At 47.7% G+C, this 17,035-nt stretch carries 19 protein-coding genes; 8 read left to right on the plus strand and 11 right to left on the minus strand.

What is annotated here, in order from left to right; genetic code table 11:
• Positions 1-14 precede the first annotated feature (14 nt).
• From CWI81_RS02805 to asnC, 7 genes are all read right to left on the minus strand, one after another.
• Entirely contained in the window at positions 15-287 is a 273-nt protein-coding gene (locus tag CWI81_RS02805; RefSeq protein ID WP_126783706.1) for a cory-CC-star protein, read from the minus strand.
• A gap of 11 nt (positions 288-298) precedes the next feature.
• Positions 299-1,978: a carbon starvation CstA family protein gene (locus CWI81_RS02810; protein ID WP_126783707.1), complete on the minus strand. Its 1,680-nt coding sequence runs from the start codon at positions 1,976-1,978 to the stop codon at positions 299-301.
• 119 nt (positions 1,979-2,097) lie between these two features.
• Entirely contained in the window at positions 2,098-2,271 is a 174-nt protein-coding gene (locus tag CWI81_RS02815; protein ID WP_126783708.1) for a DUF1328 family protein, read from the minus strand.
• A gap of 129 nt (positions 2,272-2,400) precedes the next feature.
• The gene (locus CWI81_RS02820; protein WP_126783709.1) at positions 2,401-5,031 is read right to left on the minus strand and encodes a M14 family zinc carboxypeptidase; all 2,631 of its coding nucleotides are present in this window, start codon (positions 5,029-5,031) and stop codon (positions 2,401-2,403) included.
• Positions 5,032-5,073: 42 nt separating this feature from the next.
• The gene (mnmH, locus tag CWI81_RS02825; RefSeq protein ID WP_126783710.1) at positions 5,074-6,126 is read right to left on the minus strand and encodes a tRNA 2-selenouridine(34) synthase MnmH; all 1,053 of its coding nucleotides are present in this window, start codon (positions 6,124-6,126) and stop codon (positions 5,074-5,076) included.
• Complete coding sequence (gene selD / locus CWI81_RS02830; RefSeq protein ID WP_126783711.1) at positions 6,126-7,163, minus strand: selenide, water dikinase SelD; 1,038 nt, start codon at positions 7,161-7,163, stop codon at positions 6,126-6,128. The genes mnmH and selD overlap by 1 nt, the downstream gene beginning before the upstream one ends.
• Positions 7,160-7,618, minus strand: coding sequence for a transcriptional regulator AsnC (asnC, locus tag CWI81_RS02835; RefSeq protein WP_241970365.1), 459 nt, complete (start codon positions 7,616-7,618; stop codon positions 7,160-7,162). The genes selD and asnC overlap by 4 nt, the downstream gene beginning before the upstream one ends.
• 155 nt (positions 7,619-7,773) lie before the next feature.
• Here asnC and asnA point away from each other — a divergent pair, with 155 nt between their 5' ends.
• Positions 7,774-8,754, plus strand: a complete 981-nt coding sequence (gene asnA / locus CWI81_RS02840) for an aspartate--ammonia ligase (protein ID WP_126783713.1) — start codon at positions 7,774-7,776, stop codon at positions 8,752-8,754.
• Positions 8,755-8,779: 25 nt separating this feature from the next.
• Complete coding sequence (locus tag CWI81_RS02845; protein ID WP_126783714.1) at positions 8,780-9,553, plus strand: CLCA_X family protein; 774 nt, start codon at positions 8,780-8,782, stop codon at positions 9,551-9,553.
• Here CWI81_RS02845 and CWI81_RS02850 read toward each other — a convergent pair.
• Positions 9,534-10,757, minus strand: a complete 1,224-nt coding sequence (locus CWI81_RS02850; protein WP_126783715.1) for a permease — start codon at positions 10,755-10,757, stop codon at positions 9,534-9,536. The genes CWI81_RS02845 and CWI81_RS02850 overlap by 20 nt on opposite strands.
• An 83-nt stretch (positions 10,758-10,840) precedes the next feature.
• Between CWI81_RS02850 and CWI81_RS02855 the strand changes: the two genes are divergently transcribed.
• Both CWI81_RS02855 and CWI81_RS02860 read left to right on the plus strand, forming a co-directional pair.
• Complete coding sequence (locus tag CWI81_RS02855; RefSeq protein ID WP_126783716.1) at positions 10,841-11,821, plus strand: LLM class flavin-dependent oxidoreductase; 981 nt, start codon at positions 10,841-10,843, stop codon at positions 11,819-11,821.
• A 64-nt stretch (positions 11,822-11,885) separates the two neighbouring features.
• Positions 11,886-12,272, plus strand: coding sequence for a glutaredoxin family protein (locus CWI81_RS02860; protein ID WP_126783717.1), 387 nt, complete (start codon positions 11,886-11,888; stop codon positions 12,270-12,272).
• Between the two features lie 5 nt (positions 12,273-12,277).
• On the opposite strand, the gene CWI81_RS02865 is transcribed toward CWI81_RS02860, so the two are convergent.
• Positions 12,278-12,565, minus strand: coding sequence for a hypothetical protein (locus tag CWI81_RS02865; RefSeq protein ID WP_126783718.1), 288 nt, complete (start codon positions 12,563-12,565; stop codon positions 12,278-12,280).
• A gap of 188 nt (positions 12,566-12,753) precedes the next feature.
• Here CWI81_RS02865 and CWI81_RS02870 point away from each other — a divergent pair, with 188 nt between their 5' ends.
• On the plus strand, positions 12,754-14,031 hold the full coding sequence (locus tag CWI81_RS02870) for an acetyl-CoA hydrolase/transferase family protein (RefSeq protein ID WP_126783719.1): 1,278 nt from the start codon (positions 12,754-12,756) through the stop codon (positions 14,029-14,031).
• On the opposite strand, the gene CWI81_RS02875 is transcribed toward CWI81_RS02870, so the two are convergent.
• Positions 14,032-14,871 (minus strand): transporter substrate-binding domain-containing protein, encoded by an 840-nt coding sequence (locus tag CWI81_RS02875; RefSeq protein WP_126783720.1) that lies wholly within the window; start codon positions 14,869-14,871, stop codon positions 14,032-14,034. It abuts the gene before it with no gap.
• Positions 14,872-14,887: 16 nt separating this feature from the next.
• Positions 14,888-15,418 (minus strand): hypothetical protein, encoded by a 531-nt coding sequence (locus CWI81_RS02880; protein WP_126783721.1) that lies wholly within the window; start codon positions 15,416-15,418, stop codon positions 14,888-14,890.
• A 98-nt stretch (positions 15,419-15,516) separates the two neighbouring features.
• On the opposite strand from CWI81_RS02880, the gene CWI81_RS02885 reads away from it, so the two are divergent.
• Genes CWI81_RS02885 through CWI81_RS02895 form a run of 3 tightly spaced genes read left to right on the plus strand, consistent with a single transcriptional unit; the run spans position 15,517 to position 17,033 of the window.
• Positions 15,517-16,029: an alpha/beta fold hydrolase gene (locus tag CWI81_RS02885; protein ID WP_126783722.1), complete on the plus strand. Its 513-nt coding sequence runs from the start codon at positions 15,517-15,519 to the stop codon at positions 16,027-16,029.
• 2 nt (positions 16,030-16,031) lie between these two features.
• A complete protein-coding gene (locus CWI81_RS02890) occupies positions 16,032-16,451 on the plus strand; it encodes an HIT domain-containing protein (protein ID WP_126783723.1) in 420 nt (139 codons plus the stop codon).
• A 15-nt stretch (positions 16,452-16,466) separates the two neighbouring features.
• Positions 16,467-17,033 carry a biliverdin-producing heme oxygenase gene (locus tag CWI81_RS02895; RefSeq protein WP_126783724.1) on the plus strand — a complete coding sequence of 189 codons (567 nt, stop codon included), beginning with the start codon at positions 16,467-16,469 and terminating at the stop codon, positions 17,031-17,033.
• The last annotated feature ends 2 nt before the right edge of the window (positions 17,034-17,035 follow it).

Here is a 17,035-nt window from a genome sequence, read left to right on the forward strand (position 1 = left end):
CTCGGTTTGGCTGCTTAACAGCAGCGGAAGTGGTCAAGCGGAGAGTGTTCCATTCCCATACGCTGGTGCCATTCATGGAAACGTTCTAACATCAGCGGCTGCAGCTCAAGCGTATAGTAGGCGGCCGGGTTCGGCACGCCCATCATTTCCGAAAAAACAAGTAGCATGAACAAGTCATCTTCGTCACGTTTAGCGCGAGCAATAGCGGAGCGGTAAGGAGCGTTGTAAAACTCGTTAACCAACTCACCGGCGCGCTCGAACCATTGACGAATCGAATGAATGTTCATGCTATTGCCTCCTAGCGTTGTAAGTTACGCTTATTTTCTTTACTCACCTTTGACAGGGTCGCGGTGGCTTCCAGAATAATCCAGATAGCAGCAATTAACACCACAATATCTAAGAAGAACAGGAAGTAATCTTGTTTTTCGTAAAATCCTTGTAACTGAATAATTAACGCGAACACCGTCATGATAAGCAGGAAAATCAGCGGCAGCAAGGTCACGTACATAGGCCGGCCTAACCGCACCAACATCACGGTAATTACCATTAAGGTCAGTCCTGCCAACAGCTGGTTGGTGGTACCAAATAATGGCCAAATTGCCAGCCCCCCGGAACCATCCGCACCGCCAGCACCGAAAGCCAGTAGCAAACAGCTGCCTACCGCTAAAATGGTCGCGACGAGGGGTTTTTGGATGACCGAAATATTATAGATATTACCCCATTCCTGGAAGATATAACGCTGCAGACGGATCCCGGTATCCATGGTCGTTCCGGCAAACAGCACAGCCATTACGGTCAGCAAGGTTTCCGAAATACCAACGTCCAGTCCTACGCCTTCACTGATGATACGCGCGCCACCTTCAACGAAAGCAGATACGCCACCCTGACCAAAGGACGTGTATACCGCTTCCCAGTCAGCTAATGTTGCAAAGCCAGCACAGGCAGCGATGATAGTAGCCAGTGATAATGAGCCTTCACCGATTGCACCAAAGTAACCAACGAAGCGTAAATCCGTTTCTTTATCCAGCTGCTTCGAGGTAGTTCCTGATGCGACCAGACCATGGAAGCCGGAAATTGCGCCACAGGCAATGGTTACAAATAATAGCGGTAACATGGAGGGTGTGCCTTCCGGCGTATTGGCATTAAAGGCGGGGGCGGTCATATCGGGCCCCAGCAACAACACAGCGCCATAGAGCAGGATAAGACCAATAAATAATTGCAGGCCATTAATGTAATCGCGCGGCTGTAACAACATCCACACCGGCAACAACGAAGCAATTGCAGCATAGCCGAACAAGATCAATATCCATTGCGCGTTGTCAGACAGCCCCATCGCCATATCAGGCAATGTCAGCGGAACCGATGGACCGACGCCAATTAAAATATACAGAGCAACGACGCCCAGCACCGATACAGCGCCTAGTCCCATCCACTTACGGAATATGATCTGACCAATGATAAGTGCTACAAAAATGGCGCCCCAGACCGGTACAACGGCACTTGGGAAGTTAATCAACAGACCGGCAATGGCAGTAGCAAATACTGCGTTGACCATTAGCAGAACTAAGAAAATAACAATCATGAATAGCGTTTGAGCGCGCTTACTGACGACGTCGCCAGTTAAACTACCCATTGACCGTGCTTTATTGCGGTTTGACGCCCAAATGGCACCGGCGTCGTGTACGCCAGCAAAAAATATGGTGCCAAAAATGACCCACAAGAAAGCGGGGACCCAGCCCCAGATGACAGCTATTGCAGGTCCAATAATCGGGGCTGCGCCAGCAACAGATGTAAAGTGATGGCCCCACAGGACGAATTTGTTAGTCGGGACGAAATCAACGCCGTCTTCAAACTCGTGAGCCGGTGTTTTGAAGTTTGGATCAAGCTTATAGATTTTTTCGGCTATGAACTTGGAATAGAAGACATACCCGAGAAACATCGCGCCGAGACCCAGAAGCATCACAAAGATTGCATTCATGGAAAGTGCCTCTTGTTATTTTGAACAGTAAAAAAAACCTTGATCGAGCGCAATAATACTACCGCATCTTTAATGGCGAGCGTCATTCGACCAAGGTCTAATAGACTGCTTTTTATTCATTAACGCCGGCGTTTCCCTCCCAATAAGCCGATAATTAGTGAAACAGCAAATAAAATAATAAAGATATAAAAAATGATTTCTGCGATGCCTGCGGCCGCTCCGGCAATTCCGCCGAAACCAAGTACGGCGGCAATCACCGCAACTACTAAAAAGATTAAAACCCAACGTAACATATTGAATCTCCCTGTTTTTTAAATATCAAACTAACAATAGTTGAGATTCTAGGGAAAGACCAACCGCGCATAAAAAAAGCCGGTAAAACCCAATGGCTTTACCGGCTTTTTACGGCGTATAGTAAACGCTTAGTGAGCAGCTTCTGCTGCTGCCGCATCGGCGGCTTTCTTGTCTTCAATCGGTTTAGCGTAAGCTTCGATAGCAGGCGCTAAGTAAACAGCGTTACTCAGTAGCTTAGCAGTACCCCAGAAAAACGCGCGGAAGTTAACATTATCAGCAAAGCCAATAACGCGGCCTGAGCCGTAGCGATGCGCAACAATGTTTGCTTTACCTTTCAGTACGTCCTGATTGCGCTGATCAGCGTAACCGCTCAGCAGTGGCTGCTGCTGATTATAGTGAGCGACGCTAATAAATGGACTCTCCGGCACTTGCATGGCATTAAGCTCGTCCTTAAATACCGGCATCTGCTCACGTGGAAATCCAAACATCAGTGGATGAGATTTATCAACATCCATATTGAAAATCGCGCCTGCGACCCGACGTTGTGCGTAAAAATCGTCGCGTTCAGCGTAGCTTAAACCTTCGCTATCAAAGGCGCTTTCATAGGCATCGTCGGCAACCCACTCGGCGCGTAACAAGCCACTTTCTGTTAACCACTCGGCGCCGCCTTGCTGGCCGATAATAACACCACCTTTGTTGACCCAGTCGGTAAGCTGCTTACGCTCTCGCTTGCCCAGCGTATAGTAGCTACCGTCGACCAACACAATGTGGCTGTATTTACTGATATTAACTCGTGACAGACGATCGGTATCGACCATTGATAAGGGGATACCAACGTGGCGGTCAAAGTAATACCATGCTTCACCCGCTTCGTAGAGGTTTACACCGTCACCGGTTAGCATCATGACACTAGGCTCGGCTACTGGTTGAATGTTGCGACTACCCAGATCAATACCTTCAGGTGTTAATCCAGACTCTATTGAAACAACCGGAATATCACGTTCCGAGGCAGCACTCGCTAGCGTTTTTTGCACCTGTGCCCAATCATGTTGTTGATAAGCGCGGGTGACCACGATTGAGCCTGCACTCAATTCTTTTATGCCGCCAGGTGTCTCAACAGTTAACGGTTTAAAGCTTTGACGAGCATGAATGTCCTGCTCTAGTAATTCCTGCAGTAGGCCCGGTGCCAGGTAATCATTCCAGTCGAATGCGTAGGCGTAGGCATCGCCGGCTAAGGTGTAGGAGTCGCGTTGCGGCTCATCCCAGGCCTGGTCAGCCAAGCTGATGCGTCCACGATATTGACTAAACTCCAGGTTAAATGCCATTGGTAAGGTCCAGCCAGACACATCGTAGAAGGTGTTGTCCGGAAAGTCCTTACGGGTGCTGAACATTCCCTGAATCAGACCGAATTGCGGCTGTTCCGCCGGGACAAAATAACTGCGTCCGGCGGCAAAACGTTTACCATCAGTCTCTACCGATTTTTCCACCCGATAGGCTTTAACGTCGTGTTGCTTCAGGATCTCGATAAGGCCTTGCAAACGGTTCGGATCGCTATTGTCACCAATCAGGTAACCATCGAAGTTTGCGTCGTCGCCCATTTCCATCCAACGGTTATAAGTATCCTGCTGGAATTTTATAAAGCGGGCTTTGTTTTTATGTGCTCCATAAATGGTGCTTAGCGACGTAATAAACTGGTTGCGAATCGTAAACGGAAATTCGACTTCGCCATTCACGGAGTCCTGCAAGTGACCGCGGCTCGATGCTTGCTCGAACAAAATACCAACAGCGCCTTGTACGTCAGGGTAGGTCGAACCTTTCCCATAGTAGAAGTCATCGAATGATTCTTCGGTGTAGTACAAATTGCCAAACTCATCGAGAGAGTCGGCGTGCTCAGCAGCCAATATTTCGGTCAGACGAACGTTTTCATCCGGGGTAATTGGGTTTTTCCGCGATGGAATACCGGGTTGGAAGAAAAAGGTGCTGTCGGTTCCCATTTCGTGAAAATCGGTCAGTACGTTAGGCTTCCATTTTTGGAAGTTTGCAATTCTGGCCCGTGATTCCGGGTGTTGCAGCAACAACCAGTCACGATTCATATCAAACCAGTAGTGGTTGACACGACCGCGGACAAACGGCTGCACATGTTCACGATGATCAGGATCAGCCACCAAGTTCTCGCTGCGGTGCTGGTTTGCCCATTGTGCAAACCGGGCTAGACCGTCCGGATTCAGTGAAGGGTCCAGTAAAATGACCGAGTCCTGCAACACTTGCTCAATGGCTTCACCCTGAGCTGCTGCCAGGTAGTATGCAAATACTAAAGCAGCGTTACTGCCACTGGATTCGTCACCATGGATGCTGTAGCCCATATACATGACTAGTGGTGTATTTTCAGGATCGGCATCGCGGTTAGGATCGGCTGCTGCCAGATGGCGTTCGCGAACCTGATCGATATTGCTGTGGTTATCTGGATTGGTTACAGTCAGCAGCACTAAAGGGCGCTGTTCGTGCGTGCGGCCGGTAACTTCAAAAGTAATGCGGTCGGATTCTTCAGCCAAAACCTCCATATACCGAACAATCAAATCATGACGGGCATGCCATTCGCCAACTTCGTGGCCAAGAATTTCTGACGGTTTGGTAATTGAAGGATCGTAGTCAACATCAGTCGGCAGGTAGTACGACAGGTCTTTGTCGGCCGCCAGCGAGGGCAGGGCGACGCTGACCAACGCCACTGCGCTGATACCACGAATGAGTTTTCTTAGCATAGTAAGTTCCTCTTGGTTTTAATTACGCATTACTCTAACAAATCAACTGCTGCTAGTGACATCTTTTCGGTGTCTGGTCGCATTCTTGCGATGGAGCTGATAATCGTACATTGGGTCGTAGTAGTGAGTTAACAGTTGCTCAATCCATAGCTTATGTAGCTTTTCTGAATTCGTATCCAGCGCTGTCCGCATCACCTCATGTAGCTGTTGATAGCGTTTATCCCCCAGCCGTTTGCGGGTTTTCGCCAAACTCTTCAGCAATGCGTCACTGAATTGTTGATAACTGGGATAAGCTTGCGACGCCCGATGCACATAATCGCGGTAGATAGCGTCAATACGCTGCTCCAGCGGCTTCTCGATAACTTCAACGTCGGCGTCTCGCAAACTCTCACGTAATATCTCGGGAATTGAGATGCTACCGATGTGACTGCCTTCGTCTTCGATAAATAACGTTTGATGACCTGCATCAGCGCGTTTAAGCAATTCTATTGACAGTTGATTTTCAAAATCTATTTGTGTGGGTTGTGGCTCTGGGAAATGACCAAAAGCGGAACCGCGGTGGTGAGCTAAATGCTCTAGATCAATGCTATTGGCTCGCTGTTGGATCAGTTGTGTCTTATCACAGCCAGTTCGGCCTGCAAGTACCACCCAGTCAAATTGTGGTGCCAGCTGTTCTAAACTGTCAATAAGGTAGCGCCGCAGGGCCTTATAGCCGCCTCTCACTCTACGTATCCGACAGTTGTTATCCGCCAGCCACTGCTGCACTATTTGTGAGCGGAGGCCACCGCGAAAGCAATATAAAACGCCGTCAGGGTATTGCTGAAAAAACGCCAGCCACTGGTCAATGCGGCGCTGCTTAGTGTCGCCACTAACGAGTCGGTGGCCGAGATTGATAGCCGCTTGTTGGCCGTGTTGTTTGTAGCAGCGTCCAACCTGAGCACGTTCGTCGTCGTCCATTAACGGGATATTGATGGCGCCGGGAAAGGCGCCCTTGGCAAATTCAGCGGGGGCACGCAGATCAAGTATTGGTCGTTGCCGGGTAAATAACTGACGAAAAGACTCAGGTTCAAGCCACAAGAAATCTAATGTGGTCATTATTCAAACACGACGCGTGGTGACTGTAACGGATTAGTATGTAATTCGCCGATAAGTGTTACCGATTGTTGATGTTGCTTACAAACCCGGTAAACCGAGTCAATATCGGCTTTACGGACACTTAGCAGCAGACCGCCGGAGGTTTGGGGATCGCAGACCAGATGACGGTTTAGCACATCCATTGGGCTAAGTTCTGAACCATAACTTTCATAGTTACGGCGGCTGCCGCCGGGAATACAGTCTAACTTAAGATAGTCCATGACTTGAGGTAATAGCGGCACCTGGTCGAGCTGCACGCGGGCTTTTAAATTTGCTCCTTCGGTCATTTCCACTAAGTGTCCGGCTAAGCCAAAGCCGGTAACATCGGTCATTGCAGTAACACAGTCGAGTGCTGCGAGGTGATAACCGATGCTATTCATTTGACACATGGTCTCGATAGCGATGCGATCGTGCTCTGGCTTCAATTTCTTTTGTTTCTGGGCGGTGGTTAATATACCGATGCCCAATGGTTTGGTTAACATCAGCACGTCGCCGTCACCGGCCGTATGATTTTGCTTAAGTTTGTCTTTGGCGACCTGGCCGGTAACTGCCAGCCCGAAAATAGGTTCCGGCGCATCAATGCTGTGACCACCGGCCACGGTAATGCCGGCATTGGCACAGGCTTCTCGGCCGCCCTCTAGCACCTGTTGGGCAACTTCAGCCGGCAGCTTATCGAGTGGCCAGCCCAAAATAGCAATCGCCATCAGTGGCTGTCCGCCCATGGCATAAATGTCACTAATCGCATTGGTTGCCGCAATTCGGCCAAAGTCTCTGGGGTCGTCACAAATCGGCATAAAAAAGTCGGTGGTGCTGAGAATAACCTGACCATTGCCGAGGTCGTAAGCTGCCGCATCATCACGATTACTATTGCCGACCAGCAATTTAGGGTCGGGAGTTAACGACAGTTTGGAGTCTAATATAGTCGACAATACGCTGGGCGAAATTTTACAACCGCAACCGGCGCCGTGGCTGAATTCTGTCAGTCGAATGTTGTTCATGGCTGGATATCCCTGTTAATTGGCTGCTGCAACGAAATCAGTGTTTCGGTCGACTGAATTTCCTCAATGGATTGTATACGGTTGATTAAAACATGCTGCAGATCGTTAATCGAGGGGGTCATTATTTTAATAAAAACGTTGTATTGACCCGTGGTGTAATAGGCTTCAATCACTTCTTCCAGCTTTTCTAACTTTTCTATCGCTGTTGGATAATCGCCGGCGTGGCGCAATGTAATACCGATAAAGCAGCACACATCATAACCCAATTGTTTGGCATTAATCTGTAAACGGGTACCGGCAATAATTCCGGCGCTACGCATTTTTTCGACTCGAACGTGGATGGTTGCCGGACTGACCCGATTTCTCTTAGCAATTTCGCTATAGGGTATGCGGGCATCATTGATGAGCTCGGTAAGAATGGCCTGGTCTAAATTATCGATTTGATAGTTTTTGATAAAATTCGCCATCTAATTTTAACTAATTATTGGTTTTAATCCATTAAAGTTAAAAATAATCACCCTGTAAAGCTGTTTTATTTAAATGGTATTGAATATATGTCGCTGAACGTTGTTAATGGTTTAACAAATAACGCAGCTAAAAGGTCAATCACATGAAACATCAGTTTATTCGACAGCAACAACTAATCCAGCGTGCCAAAAGACAGTTTAGCACGGAGCTGACTCACCGACTCGGACTGGTCGAGGTGCAGGCGCCGTTATTAAGTGAGACAGGGACTGGTGTACAGGACGACTTGTCTGGTTGGGAACAGCCGGTTGCGGTTAGTGTTAAGGCGATCCCGGACAAGCAATTTGAAGTGGTTCATTCGCTGGCTAAATGGAAGCGACAAACGCTAGCGCGCTATCAATTTGGGGTTGGCGAAGGAATAGTGACCGAAATGAAGGCGCTGCGGCCTGACGAAACGACGCTGGGAGCAAAGCACTCGGTGTATATTGATCAATGGGACTGGGAACTGGTGATTGACGCGCAGCAGCGCAGTGAGAACTTTTTACGAACCACTGTCGAAAAAGTTTATCAGGCTCTGCAGGCCACCGAGCAAGCGCTTTGTAAAGAGTATCAGCAGTCGCCTTTGTTGCCGCAGAGCCTCCAATTTATTCATAGTGAGGATCTACTGCAACAGTATCCGGGGCTAACGCCAAAACAGCGAGAGCGACAAATTACCAAACAATACGGGGCGGTATTTATTCTGGGCATCGGCGGGGTGCTATCGGATGGCGCAGCGCACGACGTTAGGGCGCCGGATTATGACGACTGGTCAACGCCGATAGACGGCGGACGAACCGGTTTAAATGGTGATTTATTAGTATGGCATCCGGGGCTGGACGATGCTTTGGAATTGTCGTCCATGGGGATTCGTGTGGATCAAACAGCGTTAGCGCGGCAATTAGCAATTAGCCGGCAGCAGCACCGTGCAGAGTTACCCTGGCACCAACAGTTAATTGCAGGCCAGTTGCCACTAACCATAGGCGGCGGTATCGGACAGTCACGAGTTGCCATGCAGCTATTGCAGCTGGACCATATTGCTAAGGTACAGTGCGGTGTGTGGCCGATGGCAATTGAGGGAGCGTTATAAAGCCGGTTTGTGGTAATCTTTGCGCATGCGAGAATACTTTAGAAATGGGCCTGAACACAGAGCGGGCGCTGATGTCTCTTTTGCCGATATTGTGCGGTTATTTGGTTTTTATTCGGTGCGAGTCGGTCGTTGGGTAACTGCTGCTGAACAGCAGCGGGCAGCGAATTTGTTTTTTGATGCGCTATGCGATTTACAACAGATCCTGCACGTACCTAACCATGTGCTGTCGTTGCGGGGCACATTGGCATTACATTATGGCATTGGCGGCAGACCCGGTGCGGCGGCTCACTATATGCCGAGTGGCCGGGTGCTGGCGTTAGCTAAAAATGCAGGAGGCGGAAGCCTGGCGCATGAATGGTTTCACGCGTTCGATCACTATATCTGTGACAAAATGTTCACTGATGCTCCCCCGGCATTGCGCTTTGCAAGCCATCACTGGCTGTTATCCAGACAGCTTGTTGCCCATCCCTTAAATGACTGTTTAAACCTGGCGTTTAAGCGTTTGTATTTAAATGCTGACGGCAAGCAGACAGGGGACTTTATGCGCCACTGCATTGCTTACGATAAACGTTTAAACAGCCGTTACTTTGCAATGCCGGAAGAAATAGCAGCTCGCTGTTTTGAGGCCATCATCCAGCGTCAATCATTAAAAAATCATTTTCTAGTGGCTGGTACCCAACAAACGGCTACAGCCCGGGCCGGTTTATATCCGCCGGTCGAGCTGCAAAATCAGGTGGCCGAATGTTGGTTCGATTACTTTCATCAACTGGGCCGTGCGCTTAACCCAACCAATAAATGAGCAGCCCGCCAATTAGCCAGATTACGCTAACAGCGCTTAACGTTAACATGATGCGGTCACTTAAGCTGCGACCGCCGTGGTCATGGTGATGGTGGCCATGGTCATGCTGATGACTGTTTTTGTGCGCAATCCACAGCTTGACCAGAACGGCACTTATTAACAAAAAGACGATGTTCAGCACAAACCCATAATTAAAGCTAAAGTGTTGCTGCTCTTTGGGGGAATCCCAGTTTTCCAAATTTGGTAATAAATCCAGGCTTAAAAGTCCGTAGTGCATGACCATTGCGCTTGCGACTAAGCAGACAAACAGCATCAGTGCAATGTATAAAGACATTTTCCAGCCGTAATAACCGGCATTGATACGCAGTACCGGCAACACCACCAGGTCTGAAAAAATAAATGCCATTACCCCGGCAAAGGCAACGCCTTCACCAAACAGAACCGCGGCAAGAGGAATATTGCCCATCGAGCCAATGAACGTGAACAAAGCCGCAATGGGGCCCACCACTGCTTGTTGCAGTACTGCCCAAAAGCTTAATTCAGAACTGCCTCCAACACCTAAAAACAGCCATTCAAAAAAGCTACTTGGCACAAAGGCGGATATAATTCCGGCAACGGTAAAGCCAATTAAAATATCCTTCCACACCATTTGCCATTCCATCACGAATTTCATCGCGACCTGGTGCCAGGTGTGCAGCTTGAGCAGATCAGCCAGTGAACTATCGGATGATTGATTATCGTCATCGCTCTCTTCGTTGCGGGCTGACTTAATCAACTTGGCTGGGTTAGTAACAGTGATGAATAGCCAGGCGAATAAGATCAGCAGGATACCGCCAACGTATTCACCGACGACAAACTGCCAGCCGAGGAATATGGCGATAACGAAACCCAGCTCGATAACTAAGTTGGTGGATGCCAGTAGAAAAGCCATGGATGCGCTAAAGGCGGCGCCTTTATTAAACAACGCGCGAGTCGTGGCTAACGCGGCAAAGCTACAGGAGCTGGAGATAAAGCCGAAAAAGGAGCCTAGCGATACCGACTTCAGGTCGTTTGAACCCATAGACTTACGCATTCGCTGTCGGGTGACCAAAACCTGAATTAAACTACTGATTAAGTAGCCAAGCACAAACGCCCAAAGTGCCATCCAGAAAAAACCAACACTGGTGTAGGCAGCTTCGGCCCAACGTTCTATAAAGCTTTCCATATCTTTACCTTGAATTAGTTGGAACATCGATCCATGTCAGTTGCTACGGTACAAGTAAATTTTTAGCTCAGTTAAGGATCGCCATGAAGTGTTCAATTCTGGATTTAGCACCGGTGACCGAACAAGGTTCGGTTGCTGAAGCACTGCATCATTCAGCCGATATTGCAAAACATGCCGAGCAGTGGGGCTACCATCGTTTTTGGATGGCGGAACATCATAATATGGCGGGCATTGCTTCGGCTGCTACTGCTGTCGCGCTGGGCTATGTTGCCAGCCAGACCAACTCTATCCGAGTAGGATCGGCAGGCATAATGTTACCAAACCATGCTCCTTATGTGGTTGCGGAGCAGTTTGGTACATTAAACGCACTATATCCTGGGCGAGTAGACCTCGGCTTAGGCAGAGCTCCGGGAACAGACGGTAGAACGCTACGGGCGCTGCGGCGCAAGCCTGATGACGCGGAAAATTTTCCTAACGACGTACAAGAGTTGCTGCATTACTTTGCCGAAACTGATGAATCAGCGCCGATAAAAGCAATTCCTGGATTCGGTGAGAATATCCCGGTCTGGTTGTTGGGATCGAGTACCTTTGGCGCTCAACTAGCCGCTCACTTAGGGTTGCCCTATGCTTTTGCTTCGCATTTTGCCCCTGATCAGTTGCACCAGGCGCTGCAAGCCTATCGCGATAATTTTAAGCCATCACGATATTTAGATAAACCGTATGCAGCCGCAGCGATGAACGTATTTGCCGCTGATGAAGAGGCACAAGCGCGTTACATGATGAGTTCCATGCAGCAGCAGTTTGTGTCGTTACGACGGGGTAACCCGGGTCGCTTAAAAGCTCCGGTCGATGATTTGTCTAAGCTTGCTTCGCCGCATGAGCTTGCGGCTGCAAATCATGCACTGAGTTATACGGCGGTCGGCAATCAGCAACAGGTCCAGCGGAGTATGGAACAATTTGTTGCGGAAACTCAAGTTGATGAGCTTATCTTAACTTGTCATGCCTACGACCACAGCGCAAGATTGCGCAGTTTCGAGTTAGCAGCACAAGCGCTCATTAACTAGCTGAGAACAGCACACAATTTATGCTAAACTGAGCGTCGATTTTCTAGTAGCAGTCAGGGTGATTATGCGTTTTATTATTCGGTATTTCTTTCGTTTCCTTCGTTTGGTGTTAACGCCATTTATGCTGGTTGGAGAAAAACTAAGCACGCCTAAAGGGATTGAGCGCACGTCGCAGCAGCAGGAAGAGGTTGATAAGGAGTGCGAGAAATTGGCACTTTATCAATTTAAAACCTGCCCATTTTGCATCAAAGTACGCAAGCAGATGGCGCGGCTGTCATTGCCGATCGAAGTCAGAGACGCACAAAATAATCAGCAACGCCGAACAGAGCTTGAACAAGGCGGAGGCCGGATCAAAGTTCCGTGCCTGCGGATTGAAAAAGACGACGGCTCCAGCGAATGGATGTACGAATCCGACGACATTAACCAATATTTACAGCAGCGCTTTGGCTAGAACGTTTAAATGTGCTCAAGCTCTCGTTTGCGTCGCGCTTTAATGTGCTGATAAATTTTATCGGCAATGATCGTCAACGTACTGGCGATCGCTACAATGGTTAATACGGTATATAAACGCGGTTCACCAGCAAAAAAAGTTGATGACTGTTGAAAAATATCATGCAGCCAGCCCGCTGCGAACCAAATAATCGCAATGGGAGACAATGCCAGTAGTCCAAGCGATAAGTAGACTATCGCAGTAGTCACGTAGAACGCCGACGAGTTCGTGGTTTGTTTAACCGACTTATCCATGACGGCACCTCCCTTAAACAAAGTTCAGATAGTAGCCATGTATAAGTGTAGTCGAGGATTTTGGGCTAGTTGTTGATCCAGCGCTAATTGATTAGATCAAATTGGAATATCGTTGAATTTTATAAAATTTAATTTTCGACCGTGTGGTAAAATTTGTCTCAGAACCATTGCTTTAAACAGGACGTAAAATGCAAGTTAATACTGCTGAACAAGCATTATCAATTTTAGAAAACGACGATGTAATTTGGTGTCAGTCGATGGCCGCAACCCCTTACAAGCTACTTGAGGGACTGAAGAACGTTGCCCGACAACGTAAGAACTTAACCTTATTACAATTGCATACTGAATATAGCGAACCGTTAGCCGACCCGGAATTAGATGGACACTTAAGGCAACGCGCGTTTTTTGTCGGCGCGTCGACGCGCAAAGCTGTTAATGATGGTTTTGCCGACTATGTTCCAATATTCTTGTCGGAAATCCCCAAATTATTTCGCTCGGGCGAACAGCCTTTGGATGCCGCCATTATTCAGGTTTCTGCTCCCGATAAACATGGTAATTGCAGCTTGGGTATTTCGGTAGAAGCAACGCGAGCAGCTCTGCAGGTCGCCAAAAAAGTGATTGCCTGGATTAATCCTAAAATGCCACGAACGCATGGCGACGCATTGGTACCGCTAGCCAAGTTTGATCGCTATTTCGAGCAGGAAGCGGAATTGCCTCAGCACTGGCAGCCGGTGCAAAACCCGGTAACGCAAAAAATTGGTGAGCAAGTGGCTAGCCTGATTGATGACGGCGACTGCTTACAAATGGGGATCGGCGCGATCCCGGATGCGACGTTAGGTTGTTTGGGTAATCACCGTGACCTCGGGATTCATACCGAAATGTTTTCCGATGGTGTGCTACCACTGGTCGAGAAGGGCGTAATCAATAACTCGCGTAAAGTAAAACATCGCGGCCGCATCGTAACGACTTTTGCTATGGGTTCGCAAAAACTTTATGACTTTGTCGATGACAATCAGGAAGTATTCTTTCTTGATGTCGAATACACCAACGATACGGCGGTTATTCGGCAAAACAAACAGGTCATGTCGATTAATAGTGCACTGCAGGTCGATTTAAGCGGTCAGGTTTGTGCTGACTCGATCGGTACCAAGATATATTCCGGGGTCGGCGGACAGATGGACTTCGTCCGTGGTGCTAGTTTATCAGAAGGTGGGCGCTCAGTAATTGCATTACCGTCAACCGCATGCGGTGGTGAAGTGTCGCGGATCAGTTCATTGCTGACGCCAGGAGCTGGCGTTGTTACCACGCGTGCTCATGTACATTATATTGTCACTGAACACGGTATTGCTAATTTACGGGCAAAAAGTATGACCGAACGGGCCCGTGCTTTAATCAATGTTGCGGCACCACAGTTTCGTGAGGCGCTTGCCAGCCAGGCGTACAAAGATTGGGGCCTTAAAGTCTAGCTATTTGGGCCGGCTCTCGCCCAGCCACTTATCGAGTGTTTGCTGAAAGGTGCTATCTGCTCTTAACGAGTCAATAGCACCATTTAGTTTTTGCGCTGCTTTTTTACCCCAGGCATTATTACTACAGCCAATAGCGCCCTCGATAATATTGCCCTGATGCTCTTGAATCGGAATAAACACCAGCTGTTCGTCGATGTGCGGATGTGTTTCCTCGTAATAACGTTTAATCATCCGGTAGTCGATGGTGTAGTCAACACGGCGATTCAATAGCATGGTCATCAAGTTAATGTGAGCGTTATCACCCGTTACAATGCGATAGTTTTCTTGACCAATAAGATATTCTTCTAACAGGGGCTGTAACTTTCCGTAACGACGTTCTATGGGGTGAGCAAAACGTAGTTGTTGATCACCGACTAGCGCAGCAAAGGACGCAGGGTTGCCATAACGCTGAGTAATTAACTGTGCCGCATCCGCATGCGCGATAATTCCATGCGGTGGGTAAAGATGAGTGGTATCGGTATAGTTAAATTCAGCATTGTAGCTAGCGCGCTTAATCAAGCACGGAAAGCATAGATTTTTTTCTCGTTTCATTAACAAGGTAATTCGGCGTGGCGGTAGGCGACGAATAGTATGAGATACATCGGTAAGTTGTTGTTGCATTTTATTAACTAAAACATCACAAAAACCTTCGCCAGTATTTTCGCCATCGACAATAAAAAAGGGAGGGTAAGCGTTAACTGCCCAAATCACTTCTTCCAGCTGTTTTTCATCAGCTTGTGCCCGCTGAGAATAAGCGGCAGCGAATACGGCAAACACCAAAATAAACCACAATTTTTGCATTATCTTCTCCTACTGACTATTCGTCTTTATCAACCAGCAAGCGGTCAGGACCTAACCAGAAATCCAGGCTTTTTAATAGCTTTGGATCTGCAGTTATTGCTTCAATATTTCTATTAATATGCTCGATAGCACGTTTCCCCCAAGGGTTACGTGCACAGCCTATTGCACCGGTAATTGGCCGTTGGCCATATTCAATGATAGGAATAAATGCCAGTAAGGCCTGCTTGTTGGGGGGAGATAATTTGTTATAAAAGTTAATCATAAATTGGTAGTCGACAGTGTAATCAACGCGGTTGCTAATAATCATGGTCAGTAAATTAAATAAGGCATTTTGGCCAAAGATAGTCCGGTGCTTGGGGCCATCAATCGGGTAGTCGTCAAGTGTTGGCTGAATATCGCCGTATTTTCTTCCACTTGGCTGAGCAAGTTTTAACTCAGTCCCGGCAGCTAGTTGCTGGAAGCTTATTGGAGAACCATATTGCTTAACCAGCTTTTGTGCGAGTTCAGAGAGGGTAAAAATGTTGCATAACCACACTTTTAATCGCATCAGTGATATCCTACCTAAGAGTGTTAAAATGAATTATTATTTACAAATAAACAACATAGTTATATATAACCTAATAATTGACAGGCAAACAAGGCTCTATGCACGTTATTTTTAATCATGGCAAAGAAAGTGGCCCCTGGGGCACAAAAATTAAGGCACTGGCAGCAGCTGCCAGAGAACTCGATTGCACTGTGGGAAGTATTGATTATCAAGGCCAAATGGATGTCGATAAGAGAGTTGAAACCTTACTCGAAGCGGTCACCGATAGTAGTGACGACGATATTTTCCTGGTCGGCTCCAGTATGGGCGGTTACGTCGCAACGGCGGTAGCTGGTCAAGTTGAGTGTAAGGGGTTATTTGTCTTAGCACCGGCCTATTATTTAGGTGGCAATGTCGACTTTGACAGCGTTACCGTTAACTGTGAAACGCACATTGTTCATGGTTGGCACGATGATATTGTTCCGGTTGAAAATAGCTGGCGCTTCGCTAACCGAACCAAAGCCAATTTATATCTGGTTAATGATGACCACAGGTTGATCGAAACGCTGGACGATAGCGTTAAATGGTTTAAGCAGGTGTTATCCCAAGCCCAACGTAAAGCTAGAGGTTAGCGATGAGTGACAACGAAAATAACTTTGAGATTCACCCGCAGCTTGCGCAGGACAGCATTCATTTAATCGACTGGCCGCTATCCGAGGTGCGCGTTATAAATGATGCTAATTATCCGTGGTTTATTCTGGTGCCAAGAATAAATGGAGTTGCTGAAATTATTGAGTTATCAGAACAAGAACAGCAACAACTTTGGCATGAAAGTAGCTTTCTGAGCCATTGGCTGAAGGCAGAGTATCGTCCTGACAAACTGAATATCGCAGCGCTGGGTAACGTGGTGCCGCAGTTACACGTACACCATATCGCGCGTTTTAAAACCGATGTTGCCTGGCCCGATCCCGTTTGGGGAAAAGTGGCGCCACAACCATTAGCCGAAGACCGAGTTGTTCGGTTACGGGACATGTTTCGTGAATTAAGTCTATAGTTGTCGTAACCTTTTATGAATAAAAACAATATATTGGAACAGTTGCGCGCAGCAACAGCGTCATTGCATGATCAAGTTGAGCAGTTACCGGACATGAGTCGGTTAATGTCACCCAAAGTAACGGATGACGATTATCTTATTGCGTTGCTCAGGCTTCGCAGACTATTTTGGGCATTAGAACCCACGCTATCGAAGCATTTTTTTGATCTAAATCGTGGTGATTACTGTTATTTGCCAAGAATGAAAGCTCTGAATGATGATATTAACTGTCTTAGCGGCTCCCGCCCAACAGAGTCAGTGGAGCCCCTGAAACTTGGCTATTATCAAGCTATTGGTGCTGCATACGTAGTCGAGGGTGCTACCATGGGTGGAAAGGTACTAGCCAAACGTTTGAGTCAGACGCTAAATCGTAGTCAAACCAACGGCTTAAAATTTTTTAATTTTCATCGTAAAGGGACTCGCTCACTGTTTATTAGTTGGTTGCAACAGCTCGAACTAGAAGCCCAGCAGATAAATTGGATAGTAGAAGGCGCAACGACCAGCTTTCGGGTACTGTTAGATGGCTGTAAAAATCAACGATAAAG

This window comes from Idiomarina seosinensis (genome assembly GCF_003987275.1).
GTDB lineage: Bacteria > Pseudomonadota > Gammaproteobacteria > Enterobacterales > Alteromonadaceae > Idiomarina > Idiomarina seosinensis.

What these genes read in the sequence shown, in the direction of transcription:
- CWI81_RS02805 (WP_126783706.1), bottom strand. Translation starts at nt 287, where the DNA reads ATGAACATTCATTCGATTCGTCAATGGTTCGAGCGCGCCGGTGAGTTG.
- CWI81_RS02810 (WP_126783707.1), bottom strand. Translation starts at nt 1,978, where the DNA reads ATGAATGCAATCTTTGTGATGCTTCTGGGTCTCGGCGCGATGTTTCTC.
- CWI81_RS02815 (WP_126783708.1), bottom strand. Translation starts at nt 2,271, where the DNA reads ATGTTACGTTGGGTTTTAATCTTTTTAGTAGTTGCGGTGATTGCCGCC.
- CWI81_RS02820 (WP_126783709.1), bottom strand. Translation starts at nt 5,031, where the DNA reads ATGCTAAGAAAACTCATTCGTGGTATCAGCGCAGTGGCGTTGGTCAGC.
- mnmH (WP_126783710.1), bottom strand. Translation starts at nt 6,126, where the DNA reads ATGACCACATTAGATTTCTTGTGGCTTGAACCTGAGTCTTTTCGTCAG.
- selD (WP_126783711.1), bottom strand. Translation starts at nt 7,163, where the DNA reads ATGAACAACATTCGACTGACAGAATTCAGCCACGGCGCCGGTTGCGGT.
- asnA (WP_126783713.1), top strand. Translation starts at nt 7,774, where the DNA reads ATGAAACATCAGTTTATTCGACAGCAACAACTAATCCAGCGTGCCAAA.
- CWI81_RS02845 (WP_126783714.1), top strand. Translation starts at nt 8,780, where the DNA reads ATGCGAGAATACTTTAGAAATGGGCCTGAACACAGAGCGGGCGCTGAT.
- CWI81_RS02850 (WP_126783715.1), bottom strand. Translation starts at nt 10,757, where the DNA reads ATGGAAAGCTTTATAGAACGTTGGGCCGAAGCTGCCTACACCAGTGTT.
- CWI81_RS02855 (WP_126783716.1), top strand. Translation starts at nt 10,841, where the DNA reads ATGAAGTGTTCAATTCTGGATTTAGCACCGGTGACCGAACAAGGTTCG.
- CWI81_RS02860 (WP_126783717.1), top strand. Translation starts at nt 11,886, where the DNA reads ATGCGTTTTATTATTCGGTATTTCTTTCGTTTCCTTCGTTTGGTGTTA.
- CWI81_RS02865 (WP_126783718.1), bottom strand. Translation starts at nt 12,565, where the DNA reads ATGGATAAGTCGGTTAAACAAACCACGAACTCGTCGGCGTTCTACGTG.
- CWI81_RS02870 (WP_126783719.1), top strand. Translation starts at nt 12,754, where the DNA reads ATGCAAGTTAATACTGCTGAACAAGCATTATCAATTTTAGAAAACGAC.
- CWI81_RS02875 (WP_126783720.1), bottom strand. Translation starts at nt 14,871, where the DNA reads ATGCAAAAATTGTGGTTTATTTTGGTGTTTGCCGTATTCGCTGCCGCT.
- CWI81_RS02880 (WP_126783721.1), bottom strand. Translation starts at nt 15,418, where the DNA reads ATGCGATTAAAAGTGTGGTTATGCAACATTTTTACCCTCTCTGAACTC.
- CWI81_RS02885 (WP_126783722.1), top strand. Translation starts at nt 15,517, where the DNA reads ATGCACGTTATTTTTAATCATGGCAAAGAAAGTGGCCCCTGGGGCACA.
- CWI81_RS02890 (WP_126783723.1), top strand. Translation starts at nt 16,032, where the DNA reads ATGAGTGACAACGAAAATAACTTTGAGATTCACCCGCAGCTTGCGCAG.
- CWI81_RS02895 (WP_126783724.1), top strand. Translation starts at nt 16,467, where the DNA reads ATGAATAAAAACAATATATTGGAACAGTTGCGCGCAGCAACAGCGTCA.